This window comes from Geodermatophilus sp. SYSU D00079 (assembly GCF_054050635.1).
Window position 1 is genome coordinate 1 of sequence record NZ_JBJGZS010000036.1, and the last position, 21080, is coordinate 21080.

Here is a 21080-nt window from a genome sequence, read left to right on the forward strand (position 1 = left end):
CCCCCCCCCCCCCCCCCCCCCCCCCCCCCCCCCCCCCCCCCCCCCCCCCCCCCCCCCCCCCCCCCCCCCCCCCCCCCCCCCCCCCCCCCCCCCCCCCCGCCCCCCCCCCCCCCCCCCCCCGGGCGAGGTCCAGCGCCGCCGGTGAGACGTCGACGGCGACCACCCGGGCGCCCGCGGCCACGGCGACCTGCACGGCGGAGAGCCCGACGCCGCCGCAGCCGTGCACGGCCACCCACTCGCCGGCGCGCACGGCCGCCACCTGCACGACCGCGCGGAAGGCGGTGGCGTACCGGCAGCCCAGGCTCGCCGCGGTCGCGTCGTCGAGGTCGGCGGGCAGCCGGACCAGGTTCACGTCCGCGGCGTCGAGGGCGACGTACTCCGCCAGCGACCCCCAGTGGGTGAACCCGGGCTGGGTCTGCTGCGGGCAGACCTGGTGGTCCCCCGCGGCGCACTGCGGGCAGCGGCCGCAGGCGTTGACGAAGGGCACGGTCACCCGGTCGCCGGCCCGCCACCGGCGCACGCCCGCACCGACCGCGGCGACGGTGCCGGCCAGCTCGTGGCCGGGCACGTGCGGCAGGACGACGTCGGGGTCGTGGCCCTGCCAGGCGTGCCAGTCGCTGCGGCAGATGCCGCTCGCGCCCACCCGGACGACGACGCCACCGGGCGCCGGGTCGGGGGCCGGCACGTCCTGCACGGTCAGGGGGCCGCCGAAGGTCTCGAACACCAGTGCACGCACCGGCGCAGCCTCCCGCACCGCCGAGGACCCCGCGCACCCGCGTGACCTGGGCGGTAGCTGCTGGGGCCGGTGTTCCCCGGAGGGCGGCGCGCTGCCTAAGATCGCGGCTGGCTCACGAGAGGCAGTGCAAAGCACCTGGCTGGCTGCCCGGCAACCTCGACTCCGTCCGAGGTGCTCCAGGGGAAGAGCCGGCCGGGCGGCGTCCGCCGTCGGGCAAGGACGGAGGTCCCCGTGCGCCGCGGGGTCTCCCGACGAGAGGAGACCGGCGCATGAGCGACCCGCAGAGCTGGAGCTTCGAGACCCGGCAGATCCACGCCGGCACCAGCCCCGACCCGACGACCGGGGCCCGCGCGCTGCCGATCTACGCCACCACGAGCTACCAGTTCCGCGACGCCCAGCACGCCGCCGACCTGTTCGCGCTGGCCGAGATGGGCAACATCTACACGCGGATCATGAACCCGACCCAGGACGCGCTCGAGCAGCGCGTGGCCTCGCTGGAGGGCGGCGTCGCGGCGCTCGCGGTCTCCAGCGGACAGGCGGCGGAGACCCTCGCGATCCTCAACATCGCCGAGGCCGGCAGCCACGTCGTCGCCTCCGCCTCGCTCTACGGCGGCACCTACAACCTGCTGCACCACTCGCTGCCCAAGCTGGGCGTCAGCGTCTCGTTCGTCGAGGACCCCGACGACCCGCAGAACTGGCAGTCCCTGGTGCAGGAGAACACCAAGGCCTTCTACGCCGAGACCATCGGCAACCCGAAGGGGGACGTCCTCGACATCAGCGCGGTGTCCGAGGTCGCGCACCGCAACGGCGTCCCGCTGATCGTGGACAACACCATCGCCACGCCGTACCTGATCCGGCCGATCGAGTTCGGTGCGGACGTCGTCGTCCACTCGGCGACGAAGTACCTCGGCGGGCACGGCACCGCGATCGCCGGCCTCATCGTCGACTCGGGCAACTTCGACTGGACCGGCGGGAAGTTCCCCGGCTTCACCGAGCCCGACCCGACCTACCACGGCGTGGTCTACGCCGACCTGGGCGCGCCGGCCTACGCGCTCAAGGCCCGCGTGCAGCTGCTGCGCGACCTCGGCCCGGCGATCTCGCCGTTCAACGCCTTCCTCGTCGTGCAGGGCATCGAGACCCTGTCGCTGCGCATGGAGCGGCACGTGGCCAACGCCCAGCGGGTCGCGGAGTTCCTCGAGGGCCACGACGCCGTCGACCGGGTGAACTACCCGGGCCTGGCCTCCTCCCCGTGGCACGCGGCCCAGCAGAGGTACGCGCCGCGGGGCGCCGGCGCCGTCCTGACCTTCGAGCTGCACGGCGGCGTGGAGGCCGGCAAGCGCTTCGTCGACGCGCTGGAGCTGCACAGCCACGTGGCCAACATCGGCGACGTGCGCAGCCTGGTCATCCACCCCGCGTCGACGACGCACTCGCAGCTGACCCCCGAGGAGCAGCTGACCACCGGCGTCACCCCCGGCCTGGTCCGGCTGGCCGTCGGCCTCGAGGGCATCGACGACATCCTGGCCGACCTGGAGGCCGGCTTCCGCGCGGCCAAGTCGGCTGAGTGACCGGGGCGTCCTGGTGGTGAGCGGCGGGGTCCGGGTCGGGCAGGTCACTGCCCCCTGGGCCCCGCCGCACCCCGGCGGCTGGCGCGAGGGCGACCCCGTGGGCAGCCGGCGCTTCTTCGACCTGGCCGGGCCGCTGGAGCTGGAGCGCGGCGGCTCGCTCCCCGCGGTCCGGATCGCCTACGAGACCTGGGGCACCCTGGCGCCCGGCGGCGGCAACGCCGTCCTCGTCGAGCACGCGCTCACCGGCGACAGCCACGTCGCCGGCCCGGCCGGGCCCGGACACCCCACCCCGGGCTGGTGGGAGGGCCTGGTCGGGCCCGGCGCGCCGCTGGACACCGAGCGGCTGTTCGTCGTCTGCGCCAACGTGCTCGGCGGCTGCCAGGGGACGACCGGCCCGTCGTCCACCGCCCCGGACGGCGCGCCCTACGGGTCCCGCTTCCCCGCCGTCACCGTGCACGACCAGGTGCGGGTGGAGGCGGCGCTCGCCGACGCCCTGGGCATCGGCCGCTGGACGGCGGTGCTCGGCGGCTCCATGGGCGGCATGCGGGCGCTGGAGTGGGCGGTCGCCCTGCCCGAGCGGGTGGGGGCGCTGCTGTTCCTGGCCTCCGGGGCCGCGGCGACCGCCGACCAGCTCGGCACCCAGACCACCCAGCAGGCGGCGGTCCGCGCCGACCCCGCCTGGGCCGGCGGCGACTACCTGCCCGGCCCCGGCCCGGTCGCCGGCCTCGGCGTCGCCCGGCGGATCGCGCACCTGACCTACCGCAGCGCGCTGGAGCTCGACGAGCGGTTCGGCACGACCGTCCAGGACGACGGCCGCTACGCCGTCGCCTCCTACCTCGACCACCACGCGGACAAGCTGGCCCGACGGTTCGACGCCGGCAGCTACGTGGTGCTCACCGAGAGCATGAACGGGTGGGACGTCGGCCGCGGCCGGGGCGGGGTCGAGGCGGCGCTGTCCCGGGTCACCGCGCGCGCGGTGGTCGCCGGCGTCGACAGCGACCGGCTCTACCCGCTCCCGCTGCAGCAGCAGGTGGCCGACGGCCTCGGCGTCCCCCTGCAGGTGATCCCGTCGCCGTACGGCCACGACGGCTTCCTCATCGAGATCGACGCCGTCGGCGCCCTGGTGCGGGACCTCCTGGGCACCTGACCCGAGCGGTCGGCCGCGCCGTCCCGGGCCCCGCCTCAGTCGGCGAAGTCGTCCCCCGGCACCGCGCCGGCCGGCGGCAGCGGCTGGCGGACCACCGGCCGGACCCGGCGCGCCGCGGGCAGCCGGTCGGTGTAGCTGGCCGCGTTCCCCCGGATGTGCGCGAGGTCGTCGTCGGTCGCCCGGCGGATGACCTTCGCCGGGATGCCGGCGACCAGCGACCCCGGGGGCACCTCGGTGCCCTGGGTGACCACGGCGCCGGCGGCGACGATCGAGCCGGACCCGATGTGCGCGCCGTTCATCACCACGCTGCCCATGCCGACCAGGACGTCGTCGTCCACCCGGGCGCCGTGCAGCACCACCCGGTGCCCGACGGTGACCCCGCGGCCGATCACGAGGGGGAAGCCCGGGTCGGAGTGCAGGGTGCAGCCGTCCTGCACGTTGGAGCCCTCGCCGATCTCGATGACCTCGTGGTCGGCCCGGGCGATCGCGCCGTACCAGATGCTCGACCGCGGGCCCATCGTCACGGCGCCGACGACGACCGCCGTCGGCGCGACGAAGGCCTCGTCGTCGATCTTGGGGGCGCCGAAGTCCAGCTGCGCGATGTAGTTCTCGGCCACGGGGTCAGCACAGCACAGCGGGGCCGTGCGCGCACCGTCCGGCCGCACGGCAGACTCGACCGCATGGTCGCCGCGCTACCGCCCCTGCCCACGTCCGTCGTCGGGAGCCTCCCGCAGCCCGGTTGGCTCATCGACCACGACCGGCTGGCCCACCAGTTCCCCCCGCGGGTGCGGGCCAAGGAGCTGTGGCGGGTGGCGCCGGAGCAGCTGGAGGAGGCCCAGGACGACGCCACGCTGCTCGCCGTCCGCGCGCAGGAGCTGGCCGGGCTGGACATCCTGACCGACGGCGAGCAGCGCCGGGAGTCCTACTCCAACCACTTCGCCACCGCCCTGCACGGGGTGGACGTCGACGACCCCGGCACCGTGCTCAACCGCTCCGGGCAGCCGATCCCCGTGCCCCGCGTGGTCGGCGACATCACCCGTCGCGAGCCCATCCAGGCCCGCGACGTGCGGTTCCTGCGCGCGGCCACCGACCGGGCGGTGAAGATCACGCTGCCGGGGCCGTTCACCATGGCCCAGCAGGCCCAGGACGACCACTACGGCGACGACCGCGCGCTCGCCCTCGCCTACGCCGACGTCGTCCGCGAGGAGATCGCCGACCTGTTCGCCGCCGGCGCCGACATCGTGCAGATCGACGAGCCGTGGCTGCAGGCGCGCCCCGAGGTCGCCCGCCGCTACGGCGCGGAGGCGGTCACCCGCGCGGTCGAGGGCGCGGCCGGGCCGGTGCACCTGCACCTGTGCTTCGGCTACGCCGCGATGGTGTCCGAGCGGCCGGAGGGCTACTCGTTCCTGCCGGAGCTGGCCGACACCCCGGTCGACACGGTGTCGGTGGAGACCGCCCAGTCCCACCTGGACCCCGCCCAGCTGCGGCCGCTGCGCGGCAAGGGGATCGCCCTCGGCGTGCTGGACCTGTCGACCCCCGAGGTGGAGACCCCGGAGGTCGTCGCCGACCGCGTGCGCCGCGCGCTGGACGACGTCGACGTCGAGCGGCTGGTGCTCTCCAGCGACTGCGGCCTGAAGTACCTGCCCCGCGCCTCGGCCGAGGGCAAGATGCGCTCGCTGGCCGAGGCGGCCCGGGTGCTGCGCTCGGAGCTCTAGCCGCGCGGCGACCCCGGCGCCCGCCACTCCGCGAGGAAGGCGCCGGGGTCCAGCCGCTCCAGCTGGTCCTGGACGAAGCGCAGCATGTCCCCGGGCACGTTCGGGTCCCCGGCCGCCACGCGCAGCACCTCGCCGCCGTCGTCCCGCCGGCGGACCACCACGTCGCTCACCGACGGGGCGGGCAGCAGCCCCCAGGCCAGCTCGAGGCGAACGCGGCGAACAGCCGCGCGCTGCGCAGCAGCCGGCCCCCCGCCCGGGGTTCCAGGCCCGCCACGTAGACGTCGGCCGCCCGCTCCGCGTCCAGATCGCTCATGGCGTCAGCCTGCCGTCTCAGACCAGGCCGTGGGCGTGCACCGCCTCGGCGACCTGCAGGAAGCCGGCGACGTTCGCGCCGAGGACGAGGTCGCCGGGCGAGCCGTACTCCTCGGCCGTGGTGGAGCAGCGGGCGTGGATGTCGCGCATGATCTCCTCCAGCCGCGCCTCGGTGTGCTCGAAGGTCCAGCGGTCACGGGAGGCGTTCTGCTGCATCTCCAGTGCCGAGGTCGCCACCCCGCCGGCGTTGGCGGCCTTGCCCGGGGCGAAGCCGATGCCGGCCTCCCGGAAGATCCGCACGGCCTCCGGGGTCGAGGGCATGTTGGCGCCCTCGACGACGTACCGGCAGCCGTTGCGGGCCAGGACCCCCGCCGCGTCGCCGTCCAGCTCGTTCTGCGTCGCACTCGGGACGGCGATGTCGCACGGGACGTCCCAGATGCGGCCGCCCTCCACGAAGGACGCCGTCGGGACCCGGTCGGCGTACTCGCTGATCCGCCCGCGCTCGACCTCCTTGACCTGCTTGAGGACCTCGAGGTCGATGCCCTTCTCGTCGACGACGAAGCCGGTGGAGTCCGAGCAGGCCACGGCCGTGCCGCCGAGCTGGTGCACCTTCTCCACGCCGTACACCGCGACGTTGCCCGACCCGGACACGACGACCCGCTTGCCGTCGAAGGAGTCACCGCGCGCCCGGAGCATCTCGTCGGCGAAGAAGACCGCCCCGTAGCCGGTCGCCTCGGTGCGGACGAGGGAGCCGCCCCAGCCCAGGCCCTTGCCGGTGAGCACGCCGGACTCGTAGCGGTTGGTGATCCGCTTGTACTGCCCGAACAGGAAGCCGATCTCGCGGGCGCCGACGCCGATGTCACCGGCCGGCACGTCGGTGTACTCGCCCAGGTGCCGGTAGAGCTCGGTCATGAACGACTGGCAGAACCGCATGACCTCGGCGTCCGAGCGACCCTTGGGGTCGAAGTCCGACCCGCCCTTGCCGCCGCCGATGGGCATGCCGGTCAGCGCGTTCTTGAAGACCTGCTCGAAGCCGAGGAACTTGACGATGCCGAGGTCCACCGACGGGTGGAACCGCAGGCCGCCCTTGTAGGGGCCCAGCGCGGAGTTGAACTCCACCCGGAAGCCGCGGTTGATGTGCACCTCGCCGCGGTCGTCCTGCCACGGCACGCGGAAGATGATCTGCCGTTCCGGCTCGCAGATCCGCTGCACGGTCTTCATCTCGGCGTACTCGGAGTGCCGGTCCAGGACGACGGCCAGGGACTCCAGGACCTCGCGCACCGCCTGGTGGAACTCGGTCTCGCCACGGTTGCGCCGCAGCACCTCGTCGTAGATGCCCTGCACCGTTGCAGGAACGTCGCTGCCCACCCTGGCCTCCTCCGGTCGCACTCCGACGCCAGCACGGTACGGAGACGGGTCGGCGCCCTCGACGGCGACCCGGGTCAGGGCTCCAGCTCGCCCAGCACCCTCGGCACCTCCGGCGGCAGCTCCCGGGCCAGGAAGCCCAGCCGGCCCACCGCGGCGGCGAGCCGCTCACCTGCCCGCCCGTGCACGAAGGAGGCCCACACGGCGGCCTGCTCGGGGGCGGCGCCGCGGGCCAGCAGCCCGGCGGTGATGCCGGCCCGGACGTCGCCGGCCCCGGACACGCCCAGGCCGGCCAGGCCGCTGTCGTCCTGCCAGAGCCGGCCGTCCGGCGCGGCGACCCAGGAGGTCGCCCCGCCGAGCCCGACCACGCCCCGCGTCCGGCCGGCGAGCTCGGTCGCGGCGCCGGCGGGGTCGTCGTCCACCTGCTCCTCGTCGGCGTGCAGGGCATAGCCGATCTCCGTCGGGTTGGGCGTGAGCACCACCCGGCCCTCGAGGTGCCGCACGCACGTCTCGTCGGCCGTCACGCAGGCCAGGCCGAGGGCGTCCAGCGCCAGGCACCCGCGCAGGGCGGGCAGCAGCCGCTCACCCAGGCCGCGGGTCTCGTCCGGGTCGGCCATGCCCGGGCCGACCAGCACGGCGTCCGCCGCCTCGGCGAGCTCGCGCACCGCGTCGGCGGCATCGGCCCGGACGGCGCCGTCCGCGGTCTCCGGCAGGGCCCGCACCCGGGCCTCGGGGAGGGCCGCGGCGACGACCGCCGCCATCGACGCCACGGTCGCCACCTGCAGCTTGCCCGCCCCGGCGCGCAGGGCCCCGTGCGCGGCGAGCAGCACCGCACCCGGGGTCTCGGCACTGCCGCCGATGACCAGGACCGAGCCGCGGGCGTTCTTGCCACCGTCGGGCTCGGGCAGCGGCCAGCCGCGCAGAAGCTCCGGCGTGACGAGGGTGAGGTCAGGGACGTGGTGTGGCATCGGGCTCCTCGGTGACCGGTTCGGCCTGGGCGGTCAGGTGGCCGACCTCGTTGAACTCCGCCAGCCGCAGGGAGCCACCGGGGTCCATCTGGTACCGGGTCAGCGAGGCGTTGGCCACCCGGTGCTCCCGGTCGACGGCCAGCAGCTCCTGCTCGGTCAGCTCCTCGAGCACGTAGCGGAAGACCATGATCACGGCCTGGTGGGCGACGACGAGGAGCCGGTCGCAGTCGTGCCGCAGCGCCTCGGTGGCCAGCAGGCTGCGCAGCCGCAGCGCGACGTCGGCCCAGCTCTCCCCGCCCGGTGGCCGGTAGTAGAACTTGCCGAGCAGGTCCCGCCGGTCGGCCTCCTCCGGGTGGTGCTCGCGGATACCGGCGCCGGTCATGCCGTCGAAGGCGCCGAAGTCCCGCTCCCGGAGCCGTTCGTCGGTGCGCACGCGCACGCCGAGGCCGGCCGTCGCCAGCCGCGCGGTGGTGAGGGCCCGGGCGAACGGGGAGCTGAGCACGGCGGTCGGCCGCTGGTCCTCCGGCAGCGCGGCCAGGTGGCGGCCCAGGGCCTCGGCCTGGGCCCGGCCGGTGTCGGACAGGGGGACGTCGGGGTCGCGGACGTCGAGCTCCAGCCGGCCGGCGCCGGTCTCCTGGGCGCGCGCGTCGGCGACGTTGCCCGTGCTCTCGCCGTGCCGGACCAGCCACAGCACCGCCGGGCCGGGCCCGTGCTCCCCCATCCCGCCTCCCTCGCGCGTCCGGGCTCGGCGCCCGGGGTCCCGCCGCCTCTAGCCGTCCGGCAGCCGGGCCAAACCGCAGCCGGCCCCCGGTGCCACTGGACGACGGCGCCGGCGGCCCCGAGGATCACCGCCGTGACGCTGCCCACCGACCTGCCCGTGCGTGCCTTCCCCGACCAGGCCGCGTTCGAGGAGTGGCTGGAGGCCGAGCACGCCACCGCCCCGGGGCTCTACGTGCGGCTGGCGAAGAAGGGGGCCGGGGTGCCGTCGGTGACGTATGCCGAGCTCGTCGAGTCGGCGCTGTGCTTCGGCTGGATCGACGGCCGGTCCAACCGGCTCGACGACCGCTTCTACCTCCAGCGCATCACCCCCCGCCGTTCACGCAGCCTCTGGTCGCAGAAGAACGTCGCGGCGGTCGAGGCGCTGACCGCCGCCGGGCGGATGCGCCCGGCGGGGCTGGCGGCCGTGGCGGCGGCGCAGGCCGACGGGCGGTGGGAGCGGGCCTACGCCGGCCCCGCCACCGCGACGGTGCCCGACGACCTGGCCGCGGCGCTGGCCGCCGTCCCGGCCGCCCAGGAGCAGTTCGCCGCGCTGGACGGCGCCAACCGCTACGCCGTGCTGCACCGGGTGACCACCGCCGCGACGGAGACGACCCGGGCGCGGCGGATCGCCGCGCTGGTGCAGCTGCTCGCCGAGGGCGGCCGCCTCCACTGAGGGCGGGGCCTCCGATCAGAGGATGCGGCGGGCTCCGGCGTAGCCGCGCTGGTCGACGCTGGTGACCGCGACCGGCTGGCCGAAGGTGCGGGCGTGCACCATCTTGCCGTCGCCGATGTAGATGCCCACGTGGCTGACCGGCGAGTAGAAGTAGACGACGTCGCCCGGCTGCAGCTCGGCGCGGGAGACCTCGGTGCCCATGCGCGACTGCGCCCGGCTGGAGTGCGGCAGCGAGACCCCCGCCGCCTGGTAGGCGAAGCTGGTCAGCCCGGAGCAGTCGAACCCGCTCGGGCCCGACGAGCCCCACACGTACGGCTTGCCCACCTGGGCCAGCGCCGCCTGGATGACCGAGCCGGCGGCCGCGCTGGGTGCCGCGGCCACCACGGCGGTGGTCGACGGCGGCGGGAGGGCGGGCCCGGCCAGCCGCGCCGTGACGGTGGCCTGCTCGGCGTCCGACAGCCGCTCGAAGTCGGCCTCGTAGGCGGCCACGCGGGCCTGCACGTCGGCCTGCTGGCGCTCCAGCTCGGCGAGGGCGGCGGTGGCCTGGGCCGCGGCCGCGTCGGCCTGCGCCTGCGCCTCCCGGGCGGCGGTCTGGGCCGCGGCGACCTCGGTGAGCAGTCCCTCGGTGTGGCTGGCGATGAGGTCCAGCGTCGTCATCTGCTGGACGACGTCGGCCGCGGACTCGCTGGTGAGGAAGGCCGCGACCCGCGACTGCGAGTGGCTGGTCCAGCCGCTCTGCGCGAACGCCCGCAGCTGCGGCTCGTACCGGGCGACCTCGGCGTGCGCCTGGGCGGCGGTCTGCGCGGCCGCGGCGGCCACCTGCTGCTGCTCGGCGACGAGGAGGCGCGCCTGGTGCACCTGCTCGTCGAGGTCGGTGAGCTGCTGCCCGGTCTCCTGCACCAGGCGGGCGGCGTCCGCGGCGGAGGACGGGGCGGTGGACGGGACGGCACCGGCGGTGGCGGGGGCCAGGACGACGGCCGCGGCGGCCCCGACCGAGAGGGTGGCCACCGACCAGCGTCGCCTCGTCGTCCGGTTGCGCCGCATCGCCGGCCCCCTCTCGCCGCGCCCCGCCCCGGGAGGGAGGCGGTGTTCCGAGCGCGTCTGCACGCACGGTAAGGAGGCGGTCTCGACTTGTAGGGGGTGCCGCGCGGGCTGCCGGGCACGGGCGGCGACTCATCCGTCACACGGGCACCAGCAGGCCCCGCCGTCCCGCCGCGGCGGCGGACCTGTCAGCAGGAGGGGCTACCGGGACACCCGGGCCGGTCCGTGCCGGGCTACCGCCGGCGAGGTCCGGCCGCCCCGGAGGGGTGGCGGTCGGGCGCGAGGGGGACCAGCCGGTCGGCGACGGCACCGGTGACGAACGAGTAGAGGGCCTTGCCACCGAGGTCGACGACCTGGTCGCGGCGCGACCACGTCCACGGGGGCGCCCCGACCCCGGTGGCGTTCTCGAGCGTCTGGTCGGTGGCCAGCCGGACGGAGGTGTGCCAGGCCGAGGCCCGCCAGCCACGCAGGCCGCTGGCCGCCCAGATACCGCGCAGGGCGCCGACGGCGGCGCCGGTCCCCCAGTGCATGAGGTGGTTGCGCACCGGCGGGCGGGCGGAGCCCGGGAGCCGGCGGCGCGTGGCCAGCGCGGTGAGCGTGCGGCCGGGCACGTAGGAGTCCGGCCGGTGGGTGAACGACTGCTCGACCTTCTCGCCGAGCGTCATGGCCGCGGTGCCGGCCAGCCCGGCCAGGGCTCCGCGGAGGGCGGCTCGTCCCAGCATGGGTGCGCCCTACCCGGGAGGCTGCGCACCAACCGGGCGCAGCCGCGGGGTTCAGCCGGCGAGGGGCTCCTGGGCGTCGATCCCGGAGACCATCTCGAGGTCCCGCAGGATGGCGCCGAGCTCGTCGGCGGTCCAGGGCTCGCAGCAGGTGCAGCCGTCGTCGTAGGTCTGGAGGCCCAGCAGGCCCGCGGCCTGGTCCTCGGCGATGGTGAGGTGGCCGCCGGAGGGGTGCCGGTGGCAGGCACAGGCGGCGGCGCACAGCCCCAGACCCCAGCCCGAGACGACGACGGTGGCGCCGTCGTCCCAGACCTGACCGACCTGGAACACCGACGGCTTCTGACCTCGGGCCACGGGACTCCCCCTCACCGGCCCCGGTGCTGCGCGGGGCCTGTCTGTGGCCGGACGAAGACGACGTCCGTGCCACGTTTCGGCAGTTGCTCGGGGTGGTAGAGGCAGTGGTTGCGCTCCGTGCGTCCCATCCCGACAGGACTCACGGTATTTGGACGTTTGCAGAACGTCACGGTCACGATCCGCCAACACTGTGACGGAACGGTTGGCACACGACCACCGACCGTGGTGGGCGTCGGCGCGCCGACTCGCCAGCTGGCGGGGTCCCTGCGCCGCTCCCGCCCCCGGTCCGCTCCTCCCTCGCCGCGCTCGGTCGATGCTCCCGGCGGCGTCAGCTGGCGGGCGACACGCTGCTCATGTTGAAGTCCGGCACCCGCACCGGCGGCATCGCCGCCCGGGTGAACCAGTCGTTCCACTCGCGGGGCAGCGTCCGCTCCGTGCGCCCGGCCTCGGTGATGCGGGCCAGCAGGTCGACCGGTGACTCGTTGAACCGGAAGTTGTTCACCGCGCCGGTCACCTCGCCGCCCTCGACGAGGAAGACGCCGTCGCGGGTCAGCCCGGTGAGCAGCAGGGTCTGCGGGTCGACCTCGCGGATGTACCACAGCGTGGTCAGCAGCAGCCCGCGGTCGGTGGCGGCCACCATCTCCTCCTGGGTGGCGGTCGCCCCGGGCAGCTCCAGCACGAGGTTGTCGACGGCGGCCGTCGCCGGGGCCGTCGTCCTCAGCGCCCACGCCCGCGGCCGGATCAGGTTGGTGAGGACGCCGCCGGAGATCCAGTCGACCGCGGGCGTGGCCATCCCGTTGTCGAAGACCGACGCCGACCCCGAGGACCCGCTGACCACCTGGAACGGGCACGCCTCCAGGCCCGGCTCGAACGGGTCGCTGCGCAGGGTCAGCGGCAGGGCCGCCAGGCGCTCCCCCACGCGGTTGCCGCCGCCGGCGCGCGCGTAGACGTTGCGGCCCTCGTCGGCGTCCCGGGCCTCCATCGTCCAGTAGGCGTAGATCATCAGGTCGCTGACCGCGGACGGCGGCAGCAGCGTCTCGTACCGCCCGGCCGGCAGCTCCACCCGGCGCCGCGACCAGCCGAGCTTGCGCTCCACCTCCGCGGCCAGCGCCGGCACCGAGACGTCGGCGAAGTCCCGGGTGCCGGTGCCCGCCCAGACCGAGCGGCTCATGTCGGCGCTCTTGCCGTTGAGCTCGACCCGGCCGGTGGGCTGGTCGTGCCGCAGCCGCAGCCCGGTCGACGTGCCCAGGTAGGTGGTGGCCATCGCGTGCTCCGCGTAGCCGAACAGCAGCTCGTCGCGGCCGCGCGCCTCGCCGAAGGCCTGCCCGAGGGCCGGCGCGAAGTCGGCGAACACGCCGATCGAGGTCTCGGCGGGGTCGGCGTCCCAGTCACCGGCGCCCGGCGGGGTCTCCGACACCAGCGGCACGGCGTCCTCGGCCGGGCCCGCGTCGCGGGCGGCCTGCTCACTGGCCGCGACCAGCTCCCCGACGTCCGGGTTGCCGGTGCGGGCCACCGTGCCGGTCGCCATCCCGGCCCCGCCGTCGACGAAGGAGACGACGACGACCTGCCGGGAGCGCATCGACCCGTTGGTGGTCAGGCTGTTGCCCGCCCAGCGCAGGTTGGCCTGCGAGCTCTCCACCACGAAGGCGACCTGCGCGTCGGCGGTGGAGGCGGCCAGCGCCTTCTCGACGACGTCCTGCGGGGTCGAGGAGCTCATCGGCCGGCCTCCTGCACCGTGTTGAGGATGGTCACGTTCTCGAACAGCGCGACCGGGCAGCCGTGGCTGACCGGGGCGACCTGACCGGGCTGGCCCTTGCCGCAGTTCAGGGCGCCGCCGAGCACGTGCGTCTGCGGCCCGCCGACGACGGCCATCGACCCCCAGAAGTCCGTCGTCGTCGCCTGGTAGGCCACGTCGCGCAGCTGCCCGGCGAGGCGGCCGTTCTCGATCCGGTAGAAGCGCTGGCCGGTGAACTGGAAGTTGTAGCGCTGCATGTCGATCGACCAGCTCTTGTCGCCGACGACGTAGATGCCCCGCTCGACGCCGGCGATGACCTCCTCGGTGGAGGGCCCGTCGGGCGCCGGCTGCAGCGAGACGTTGGCCATCCGCTGGATCGGCACGTGCTGGGACGAGTCGGCGAAGGCGCAGCCGTTGGACCGCGGGAGCCCGCGCAGCCGCGCCATGTTGCGGTCGACCTGGTAGCCGACGAGGACGCCGTCGGCCACGATGTCCCAGCTCTGGCCCGCGACGCCCTCGTCGTCCCAGCCGACCGTGGCCAGCCCGTGTGCGGCGGTCCGGTCGCCGGTGACGTGCATGATCGGCGACCCGTACCGCAGCGTGCCCAGCTTGTCGACGGTGGCGAACGAGGTGCCGGCGTAGGCGGCCTCGTAACCGAGCGCGCGGTCCAGCTCGGTGGCGTGGCCGATCGACTCGTGGATGGTCAGCCAGAGGTTCGACGGGTCGACCACGAGGTCGTAGCGGCCGGCCTGCACCGACGGGGCCTTGGTCTTCTCCCGCAGCAGCTCGGGGATCTCGGCCAGCTCGCCGCGCCAGTCCCAGCCGGTGCCGGTCAGGTACTCCCAGCCCCGCCCGACCGGCGGGGCGAGGGTGCGCATGCTCTCGAAGGCCCCGGTGGTCCGGTCGACGGTGAGCGCGGTGAGGTCGGGGTGGATGCGCACCCGCTGCTGGCGGGTGCGGGTGCCGGCGGTGTCGGCGTAGTACTTCTGTTCCTTCACCGCCGTGCAGCCGGTCTGCACGTGCTCCACGCCGTCGGCGGCCAGCAGCCGCTCGGACAGCTCGGTGAGCAGCCCCGTCTTCTCCGCGTCGGGCACCGTGAACGGGTCGACGTCGTAGTCGGAGACGTACACGGCGTCGGGGTACACCGGCTCGGGGACGAGCTCCACGCGGTCGCTGGCCACCGCCGCGGACACCTTCGCCACGGCGACGGCCTCCTCGGCCAGCCGGACCGCCTCGGCCGCGGTGAGGACGACGCCGGCGGCGAAGCCCCAGGTGCCCTCGTGGACCACGCGCACGGCCAGCCCGAGGTCCTCGCCGTCGGCCAGCGACTCCAGGCGGGCGTCACGGAGGCTGATCGTCTGGGTGCGGATCCGCTCGACCCGCAGGTCGGCGTGCTCGCACCCCAGGTCGAGCGCGCGGGTGAGCGCCGCGTCGGTCAGCGCGGCGAGGGGGAGGTCGAGGAAGGACGCGTCCACGTCGCGGGAGGCAGCCACCCGCCCTGTCTACCAGCCGGAGCGGACGACCCCCGCCTCCCGTCGAGATCGCGCGATCTCGCACGGTCGGGGGGCTCTGCACGTGCGAGATCACGGGAACTCGACGGGAGGAGCGCGGAGTCGACCGTGGGGGGCCCGGGTAGTCGCCCGGCATGACCTCGACCCCGCCGTCCCCCGCCGGCGACGTCACCCTGACCTTCGGCGGGAACGCCACCACGCTGCTGCGGATCGGCGGGTTCACCCTGCTGACCGACCCGAACTTCCTGCACCGCGGACAGCGCGCCTACCTCGGCAAGGGGCTGTGGACCAAGCGGCTCACCGAGCCCGCCCTGCTGCCCACGCAGCTGCCCCGCCTGGACTCGATCCTGCTGTCGCACCTGCACGCCGACCACTGGGACCGCATCGCCACCCGCACCCTGGACAAGGACACCCCGGTGGTGACCACCCCGGCGGCCGCCGCCGCGCTGGGCCGGCGCGGTTTCCGGGCCACCCTCGACCTGCGGCCCTGGCAGCGGCACGAGCTGACCCGGGACGGCGAGACCCTGCGGATCACCTCGGTGCCCGGCGTCCACGGGCCCGGGCCGCTGGCCAAGGTGCTGCCGCCGGTGATGGGCAGCGTCCTGGAGCTGGTGCGCGGCGGCGAGGTGAGCTGGCGGGGCTACATCAGCGGCGACACGATCTTCCGGCCGTGGCTGGGCGAGGTGCTGCAGCGCTGCGGTCCGCTCGACGTGCTCATCCCGCACCTGGGCGGCACCAGGGCCCTCGGCGTCACGGTCACGATGGACGGGCGGCAGGGCGCCGACCTCGTGGAGCTGCTGGAGCCGCCGGTCACCGTGCCGGTCCACTTCGACGACTACGACCGGTTCAAGTCCCCGCTGGGCGACTTCGTCCGCGAGGTGGCCGCCCGGCGCGCCCCCGGGGAGCTGCGCACCGTCACCCGCGGCGAGACCATCTCGCTGCGGCCGTAGCGGTCGGCGTCACGAGGGGGTCGGCTGCCCGGCCGACCAGCCGGCCCGCACGGAGCGGGCGGCCCGTTCCTGCCCGTCCCCGGCGGCGACGCACAGGGCGGTGACCATCGCCGGGGCGTGCGCGTCCAGGGCCTCGACGGGCAGCGCGCCGGTGAGCACCAGCATGGCCAGCCCGTGCCCGGCCGCCCAGATGCGCGTCGCGACGGCCTCCGCGTCCTGCCCCTCGGCGAACCGGCCGCCGTCCCGGGCGCGTGCGGCGCAGTCCACCAGCGTCCGGAACGGCGCCTCCGCGGCGCCGGGGTCCTCGAGGTCGGCCGCGGCGTCGAACATGGCGCGGTAGAGCGCCGGGACCGCCAGGGCGTTGGCCACGTACGCCGCTCCGAGGGCGGCGAGGTCCCGGACCGGGTCGTCGCTGGTGGGGACGGTCGAGAGCCGGGCGGCGAGCCGCGTGAAGCCCTCCTGGCGCACCGCGCGCCACAGGCCGGGCATCCCGCCGAAGTGCGTGTAGACGGCCATCGTCGACGCGCCCGTGCCCTCGACCAGCGCGCGCAGCGTCACCGGCTCGCGACGGGCCAGCATCTCCGCCGCCCGCTCGATGAGCTGGGCCCGCAGGGCGGGGGAGGCGGTCCGGGGCACTTGCCCATCATCCCATGACGGCGCTATACATAACACCGTCATGGAACGATGGAGGAGGACGGGATGAGCATCGAGCTGATCGACCCCGCGGGGCTGCCCACACCGGTGATGTACCGCCAGATGGCCGTCGCCTCGGGGTCACGGTGGGTCCACCTCTCCGGCCAGGTGGCCCGCACCGCCGACGGGGCACCGGTCGGCGGGGGCGACCTCGCCGCCCAGGTGGAGCAGGCCTACCGGAACGTCGCGACCGCGCTGGCCGCGGTGGGCGGCAGCTTCGACGACATCGCGAAGCTGACCGTCTACGTCGTCGACTGGTCGCCGGAGAAGCTGGCCGACCTCGGTGCCGGCGCCGCGCGGGCCGCCGAGGCGCTCGGCGTGGACGTCGTCAAGCCGGTCACCCTGCTGGGCGTGACCGCCCTCGGGGAGCCGGACCTGCTGGTCGAGGTCGACGCGGTCGCCGTGCTCGACTGACTGCACCGCCCGGTCCGGTGCGGGGGTCGCGGACGGTCCCCCTCCGTCAGCGGTGGGCCAGGCGGGCGGCGCGCTCGGCGACCTCGGCCCGCAGCGCCCCGGCGTCCACCGTGGTGCAGACGCCGTCGCGCACCACCTGGCGGCCGCCCACCCAGGTGTCGCGGACCAGCCGCGAGGCGCCGGACCACACCAGGTGGGTGAGCAGGTCCTCGACGTCGCCGACCGGCTCGAACAGCAGGTCGCGGGTGTCGACGTGCACCAGGTCGGCCCGCCGCCCGACGGTGAGCTGGCCGAGGTCGGGCCGCCCGATCGCGTCGGCAGCGGCGCCGGTGGCCAGCCAGAACGCCTCGGCGGCGGTCAGCGCGGTCGCCGAGCCGGTCGCCAGGCGGGCCAGCTGCGCGGCCAGCCGGACGTCGGCCAGCAGGTCCAGCCCGTCGTTGGACGCCGGACCGTCGGTGCCCAGCCCGACCCGGATCCCGCGGTCGAGCATCGCCCGCACCGGCGCGATGCCGCTGGCCAGCTTCGCGTTGCTGGCCGGGCAGTGCGCGACGGCGACGTCGTACTCGCGCCACAGCTCCAGGTCGCCGTCGTCGAGGTGCACGCAGTGGGCAGCGAGCACCCGGCCGCCGAGGACGTCGTGGGCGGCCAGCAGGGCCGGCGTCGACAGCCCGTGGGTGGCCAGCAGGCCGGCGTCCTCCACGACGGTCTCGGCCACGTGCAGGTGCAGGAGCAGGCCGTGCTCGCGGGCGGCGGCCGCGGCGTCGCGCAGCACCGGCAGGGGGATCGTGTAGGCCGCGTGCGGCCCGATGCCGTACTCGACGACGCCGTCCCGCTCGGCACCGGCGGCGAGGGCCACCGCGTCGGCCAGCTGCTCGGCCAGCGGCGGCATCCCGGGCAGCGGGACCAGCGGCGTGGCCACGACCGCCCGCGCGCCGGTCCGGCGCACCGCGGCGGCGATCCGCTCGGGCGAGAAGTACATCTCCACGCTCGTGGTGACGCCGCCCCGCAGCATCTCCGCCGAGGCCGCGGTCATGGCGACCTCGACGTCCTCGGGCGTGAGCCGCGCCTCCCGCGGCCAGATCACCTCGCGCAGCCAGCGCTCCAGGGGCAGCCCCTCGGCCTGCCCGCGGAACAGCACCATCGGCGCGTGCGAGTGGCTGTTGACCAGCCCCGGCACCAGGACCCCCGGCAGCGGAACCGCCTCGGCGTCCCCGGCCGGCGGGGCGTCGGCCGCCGCGCCGACCCAGGTGATGGAGCCGTCCTCGACGTCGACCACCGCGTCGGGGACCACCGTGCCGGCCCGGTCCCCCACGACGACGGCCCGGGCGGTGAAGCGCTGGCGCATGAGTGGCGAAGCTACCCCTGCCGCCCCCGGCCACCCCGTGACCGCGCCGTTACCGTGGAGGCCATGTCGTTCCTCGCCGCCGCCGCCTCCGACGAGGGCGGGATCACCGGCTTCCTGCTCGACCTGGTGGAGAAGCTGGGACCGGTGGGCGTGGGGCTGTCGATCCTCGCCGAGACGGTCATCCCGCCGATCCCCAGCGAGGCCGTGCTCGGCGCGGCCGGCGTGCTGATCAACGAGGGGCGGATGTCGATCGTCCCGGTCGTCCTGTGCGCCACGCTCGGGTCGGTCCTGGGGGCGGTCTTCTTCTACTACGTCGGCCGGGGCCTGGGGCCACGCCGCTCGCACGCGTTCCTCGACCGCCTCCCGCTGGTGGAGACCGCCGACGTCGACAAGACCTTCGCCTGGTTCGAGCGGCACGGCCGGTCGGCGGTGTTCTTCGGCCGGATGGTGCCGATCGTGCGCAGCTTCATCTCGGTGCCGGCCGGTGTGGTGCGGATGCCGATCGGCCAGTTCCTGCTGTTCACCGCCGGCGGCAGCCTGATCTGGAACAGCCTGCTGATCGGGCTGGGCGTGGCGGCCGGCGACTTCGTCCGGGACAACCTCAAGTACCTGGACTACGCCGTGGTCGCCGTCGTCGTCCTCGGGCTGGCGTGGCTGGTCTACAAGCGGGCCAAGGACGTCCGCCGGCACCGGCGCGCCCGCACCACGACCACCGCCGACCGGGCGACGACGGACGCCGCGGCCGACGACGCCGACCGGCGCCAGGCGTGAGCGCCCCGCTGCGCCGTCCCGAGGTCGTCGCGTTCGACGTCAACGAGACGCTGCTCGACCTCGCCCCCGTCCGGGCCACCCTGGTGGAGCTCGGGCAGCCCGCCGACCTGCTCGGCACCGTGTTCGCCCGGACCCTGCTCACCGGGTTCGCCACCGCGACCGCCGGCACCTGGTGCCGCTTCCGGGACGCCTTCGACGCCGCTCTGGCCCAGGTCAGTGACCTCTCCGACGGCGACCGCGACCGGGTGGCCGGGGCGTTCCTCGAGCTCGCCCCGCACCCCGACGTCGAGCCCGCGCTGCGCCGGCTCACCGCCGCCGGGGTCCGGGTGGTGACCCTCACCCACGGCTCGCCCGGGGTCGCCGAGGCCGGGCTGGAGCGCGGCGGGGTGGCCCCGCTGGTGGAGCGCTCGCTGTCCAGCGAGGTCATCCGCGCCTGGAAGCCTGCCCGCGAGGTGTACCTGTGGGCGGCCGGCGTCTGCGACGTGGCCCCCGAGCGGATGGCGCTGGTCGCCGCCCACGCGTGGGACGTGCACGGGGCGCTGCGGGCCGGTCTGTCCGCCGCCTGGTTCCCGCGCACCGAGCGGGCCTACCCCGGCGTGTACGACCCGGCCGCGCTCGTCACCGCGGACGTCGCCGGCGCCGTGGACGCGCTGCTGGCCCTGCCCGCATGACCGACCTGTCCACCCCGCTCGGCCCGGCCCGGGTCACCACCACCGAACCCGCCGACGGCACCGTCGGCACCCTCGTGCTCGGCCACGGGGCCGGCGGGGGCATCGGGTCCGCCGACCTGCTGGCCGTCACCACCGCCGCCGCGGCGGCCGGCTGGCGGGTGCTGCGCGTGGAGCAGCCCTGGCGGGTCGCGGGGAAGCGGATCGCGCCGGCTCCTGCGCGGCTGGACCTCGCCTGGACCGCCGTCCTCGACGCGCTGCGGGACGAGGGCCGCCTCGGCGGGCCCCTCGTGCTGGGTGGGCGCAGCGCCGGGGCGCGGGTGGCCTGCCGGACGGCGGCGGCGCAGGACGCCGCGGCGGTGCTCTGCCTGGCGTTCCCCCTGCACCCGCCGGGGAAGCCGGAGAAGAGCCGGGCGGGGGAGCTCACCGCGGTCGACGTGCCCCTGGTGGTGGTGCAGGGCGAGCGGGACGCGTTCGGTCGCCCCGAGGACGTCGCCGCCGTCCTGTCGGGCCGACCCGGCGCGTCGGTCTACGGCGTCCCCGGCGACCACGCACTGCGGACCGCCCCGGACGTCGTCGCCGCCGCGGCCGTGGACGGTCTGGGCGGGGTCGCCGGCTGACCTGGCCGGCGACCCCGCCCGACGGGCTCAGCGGCGGCGGCGCCGGCGCACGAGGAGCGCGACCACCAGCAGCACCGCGGCAGCGCCGGCCAGCGGCGTCGCGAAGCGGGCCATCGCGGCACCGCCGGCGACCTCGAGCAGGTCGATCGGCTCCGGCTCGGCCTGCGGCGCCCGGGCCGGGGTGCTGGCCGGCGTGGCCGCGGGGCCGGCCGGGGTGGTCGCCGCCGTCGTCGGAGCCGCCGCGCCGGGAGCGGCGGTGGCCGGCACCGCCGGGGTGGAGGCCTCGGTCGCGGACGGGCCGGCCGGGGTGGAGACCGACGTGGTCTCCCCGGCGGCCTTGTCCGCCGCAGCCGCGGCGCTCTCCCGGGCCGCCGAGGCGGCCTTGCGCGTCGCGGTGGCCGCGGCCCCGTCGCCGGGCACCTGCTCGGCGGAGGCGGCGACCTCCTCGGCCACGCCGGCGGCCGTCGCCGCCGCACCGGCCGGGGGCGGGGTCGCGGCGGCCGGCTGCGCGGCGGCCTGCTGGTCGCCGGCCCCCAGCTGGGCAGCGAGCTTGTCGGCGAACTGGCCGAGCAGCTTGTTGCCGACGTCGGTCATCACACCGCGGCCGAACTGGGCGGGCCGGCCGGTGATGTTGAGGTCGGTGAGGACGTCGACCCGCGTGGTGTCGCCCTCGGACCTCAACTGGGCGGTGATGAGCGCCGACGCGGTGCCGTTGCCGCGCTGGTCCTTGCCGCGGCCGTCGATGACCGCCTTGTGCGCGGCCTCGTCCTTCTCGATGAAGGACGCCTTGCCCTGGTAGGTGAGGTTGATCGGGCCGAGCTTGACCTTCACCCGGCCGGTGAAGTCGTCGCCGGTGACCGAGTCGAGCGCGGCGCCGGGCATGCACGGCGCGATCCGCTCGATGTCCAGCAGCACCCGCCAGGCCTCGTCGATGGGCACGGGGACGGTGAACGAGTTCTCCAACTGCACGGTGCGACCTCCTGGGGCTACGTGGCTCGGCCGGTCCGCCCCCGAGGGGG

Annotated in this window: 24 protein-coding genes and 1 riboswitch; of the genes, 9 read left to right on the forward strand and 15 right to left on the reverse strand. The window is 75.8% G+C overall.

All coding sequences use genetic code 11. The annotated features are described in order from the left end of the window. Positions 1-871: alcohol dehydrogenase catalytic domain-containing protein (locus ACI79E_RS20595; RefSeq protein ID WP_456934439.1), on the reverse strand; the 871-nt coding region annotated here is incomplete at its 3' end. Next, positions 847-962: riboswitch (SAM riboswitch) on the forward strand. Its footprint overlaps the gene before it by 25 nt. 43 nt (positions 963-1005) lie before the next feature. Here ACI79E_RS20595 and ACI79E_RS20600 point away from each other — a divergent pair. Continuing rightward, the gene (locus ACI79E_RS20600; protein ID WP_456934440.1) at positions 1006-2301 is read left to right on the forward strand and encodes a bifunctional o-acetylhomoserine/o-acetylserine sulfhydrylase; all 1296 of its coding nucleotides are present in this window, start codon (positions 1006-1008) and stop codon (positions 2299-2301) included. A gap of 97 nt (positions 2302-2398) precedes the next feature. After that, a complete protein-coding gene (gene metX / locus ACI79E_RS20605; RefSeq protein ID WP_456934441.1) occupies positions 2399-3448 on the forward strand; it encodes a homoserine O-acetyltransferase MetX in 1050 nt (349 codons plus the stop codon). Positions 3449-3483: 35 nt separating this feature from the next. Here metX and ACI79E_RS20610 read toward each other — a convergent pair whose 3' ends face one another. Continuing rightward, complete coding sequence (locus ACI79E_RS20610) at positions 3484-4065, reverse strand: gamma carbonic anhydrase family protein (protein WP_456934442.1); 582 nt, start codon at positions 4063-4065, stop codon at positions 3484-3486. A 63-nt stretch (positions 4066-4128) separates the two neighbouring features. Between ACI79E_RS20610 and ACI79E_RS20615 the strand changes: the two genes are divergently transcribed. Beyond that, positions 4129-5163: a uroporphyrinogen decarboxylase family protein gene (locus tag ACI79E_RS20615; protein ID WP_456934443.1), complete on the forward strand. Its 1035-nt coding sequence runs from the start codon at positions 4129-4131 to the stop codon at positions 5161-5163. On the opposite strand, the gene ACI79E_RS20620 is transcribed toward ACI79E_RS20615, so the two are convergent. From ACI79E_RS20620 to ACI79E_RS20640, 5 genes are all read right to left on the reverse strand, one after another. Beyond that, complete coding sequence (locus tag ACI79E_RS20620) at positions 5160-5333, reverse strand: hypothetical protein (RefSeq protein ID WP_456934444.1); 174 nt, start codon at positions 5331-5333, stop codon at positions 5160-5162. The genes ACI79E_RS20615 and ACI79E_RS20620 overlap by 4 nt on opposite strands. Beyond that, a complete protein-coding gene (locus tag ACI79E_RS20625) occupies positions 5330-5476 on the reverse strand; it encodes a hypothetical protein (RefSeq protein ID WP_456934445.1) in 147 nt (48 codons plus the stop codon). The genes ACI79E_RS20620 and ACI79E_RS20625 overlap by 4 nt, the downstream gene beginning before the upstream one ends. A 17-nt stretch (positions 5477-5493) precedes the next feature. Continuing rightward, the gene (gene gdhA / locus ACI79E_RS20630) at positions 5494-6843 is read right to left on the reverse strand and encodes an NADP-specific glutamate dehydrogenase (protein WP_456934446.1); all 1350 of its coding nucleotides are present in this window, start codon (positions 6841-6843) and stop codon (positions 5494-5496) included. A 74-nt stretch (positions 6844-6917) separates the two neighbouring features. Then, positions 6918-7808, reverse strand: coding sequence for an NAD(P)H-hydrate dehydratase (locus ACI79E_RS20635; RefSeq protein WP_456934447.1), 891 nt, complete (start codon positions 7806-7808; stop codon positions 6918-6920). After that, positions 7789-8529 carry a histidine phosphatase family protein gene (locus tag ACI79E_RS20640; RefSeq protein WP_456934448.1) on the reverse strand — a complete coding sequence of 247 codons (741 nt, stop codon included), beginning with the start codon at positions 8527-8529 and terminating at the stop codon, positions 7789-7791. The genes ACI79E_RS20635 and ACI79E_RS20640 overlap by 20 nt, the downstream gene beginning before the upstream one ends. Positions 8530-8661: 132 nt before the next feature. On the opposite strand from ACI79E_RS20640, the gene ACI79E_RS20645 reads away from it, so the two are divergent. Further along, positions 8662-9240 carry a YdeI/OmpD-associated family protein gene (locus ACI79E_RS20645; RefSeq protein WP_456934449.1) on the forward strand — a complete coding sequence of 193 codons (579 nt, stop codon included), beginning with the start codon at positions 8662-8664 and terminating at the stop codon, positions 9238-9240. A 15-nt stretch (positions 9241-9255) separates the two neighbouring features. Here ACI79E_RS20645 and ACI79E_RS20650 read toward each other — a convergent pair whose 3' ends face one another. The 5 genes from ACI79E_RS20650 to ACI79E_RS20670 all read right to left on the reverse strand — a co-directional run bounded on the left by ACI79E_RS20650 (position 9256) and on the right by ACI79E_RS20670 (position 14582). Beyond that, positions 9256-10284, reverse strand: coding sequence for a C40 family peptidase (locus ACI79E_RS20650; protein WP_456934450.1), 1029 nt, complete (start codon positions 10282-10284; stop codon positions 9256-9258). Between the two features lie 230 nt (positions 10285-10514). Further along, positions 10515-11003, reverse strand: coding sequence for a hypothetical protein (locus tag ACI79E_RS20655; RefSeq protein WP_456934451.1), 489 nt, complete (start codon positions 11001-11003; stop codon positions 10515-10517). Positions 11004-11054: 51 nt separating this feature from the next. Beyond that, positions 11055-11354 carry a hypothetical protein gene (locus ACI79E_RS20660; protein WP_456934452.1) on the reverse strand — a complete coding sequence of 100 codons (300 nt, stop codon included), beginning with the start codon at positions 11352-11354 and terminating at the stop codon, positions 11055-11057. Positions 11355-11682: 328 nt separating this feature from the next. Further along, on the reverse strand, positions 11683-13071 hold the full coding sequence (locus ACI79E_RS20665; RefSeq protein ID WP_456934453.1) for a metallopeptidase TldD-related protein: 1389 nt from the start codon (positions 13069-13071) through the stop codon (positions 11683-11685). Beyond that, complete coding sequence (locus ACI79E_RS20670; RefSeq protein ID WP_456934454.1) at positions 13068-14582, reverse strand: TldD/PmbA family protein; 1515 nt, start codon at positions 14580-14582, stop codon at positions 13068-13070. Before ACI79E_RS20670 ends, ACI79E_RS20665 begins: the two co-directional genes overlap by 4 nt. A gap of 152 nt (positions 14583-14734) precedes the next feature. Between ACI79E_RS20670 and ACI79E_RS20675 the strand changes: the two genes are divergently transcribed. Continuing rightward, a complete protein-coding gene (locus ACI79E_RS20675) occupies positions 14735-15550 on the forward strand; it encodes an MBL fold metallo-hydrolase (RefSeq protein WP_456934455.1) in 816 nt (271 codons plus the stop codon). A 9-nt stretch (positions 15551-15559) separates the two neighbouring features. On the opposite strand, the gene ACI79E_RS20680 is transcribed toward ACI79E_RS20675, so the two are convergent. Then, complete coding sequence (locus tag ACI79E_RS20680) at positions 15560-16186, reverse strand: TetR/AcrR family transcriptional regulator (protein WP_456934456.1); 627 nt, start codon at positions 16184-16186, stop codon at positions 15560-15562. Positions 16187-16249: 63 nt separating this feature from the next. On the opposite strand from ACI79E_RS20680, the gene ACI79E_RS20685 reads away from it, so the two are divergent. After that, on the forward strand, positions 16250-16657 hold the full coding sequence (locus tag ACI79E_RS20685; protein ID WP_456934457.1) for a RidA family protein: 408 nt from the start codon (positions 16250-16252) through the stop codon (positions 16655-16657). Between the two features lie 46 nt (positions 16658-16703). Here ACI79E_RS20685 and ACI79E_RS20690 read toward each other — a convergent pair whose 3' ends face one another. Continuing rightward, positions 16704-18002: an amidohydrolase family protein gene (locus ACI79E_RS20690; RefSeq protein ID WP_456934458.1), complete on the reverse strand. Its 1299-nt coding sequence runs from the start codon at positions 18000-18002 to the stop codon at positions 16704-16706. 63 nt (positions 18003-18065) lie between these two features. Here ACI79E_RS20690 and ACI79E_RS20695 point away from each other — a divergent pair, with 63 nt between their 5' ends. The 3 genes from ACI79E_RS20695 to ACI79E_RS20705 are packed head-to-tail and all read left to right on the forward strand — an operon-like array spanning position 18066 to position 20061. Beyond that, on the forward strand, positions 18066-18773 hold the full coding sequence (locus ACI79E_RS20695) for a DedA family protein (RefSeq protein WP_456934459.1): 708 nt from the start codon (positions 18066-18068) through the stop codon (positions 18771-18773). After that, positions 18770-19444: an HAD-IA family hydrolase gene (locus ACI79E_RS20700; protein ID WP_456934460.1), complete on the forward strand. Its 675-nt coding sequence runs from the start codon at positions 18770-18772 to the stop codon at positions 19442-19444. Before ACI79E_RS20695 ends, ACI79E_RS20700 begins: the two co-directional genes overlap by 4 nt. Then, complete coding sequence (locus tag ACI79E_RS20705) at positions 19441-20061, forward strand: alpha/beta hydrolase family protein (protein WP_456934461.1); 621 nt, start codon at positions 19441-19443, stop codon at positions 20059-20061. The genes ACI79E_RS20700 and ACI79E_RS20705 overlap by 4 nt, the downstream gene beginning before the upstream one ends. 27 nt (positions 20062-20088) lie before the next feature. On the opposite strand, the gene ACI79E_RS20710 is transcribed toward ACI79E_RS20705, so the two are convergent. Then, on the reverse strand, positions 20089-21030 hold the full coding sequence (locus ACI79E_RS20710) for an SRPBCC family protein (RefSeq protein WP_456934462.1): 942 nt from the start codon (positions 21028-21030) through the stop codon (positions 20089-20091). Positions 21031-21080 lie beyond the last annotated feature (50 nt).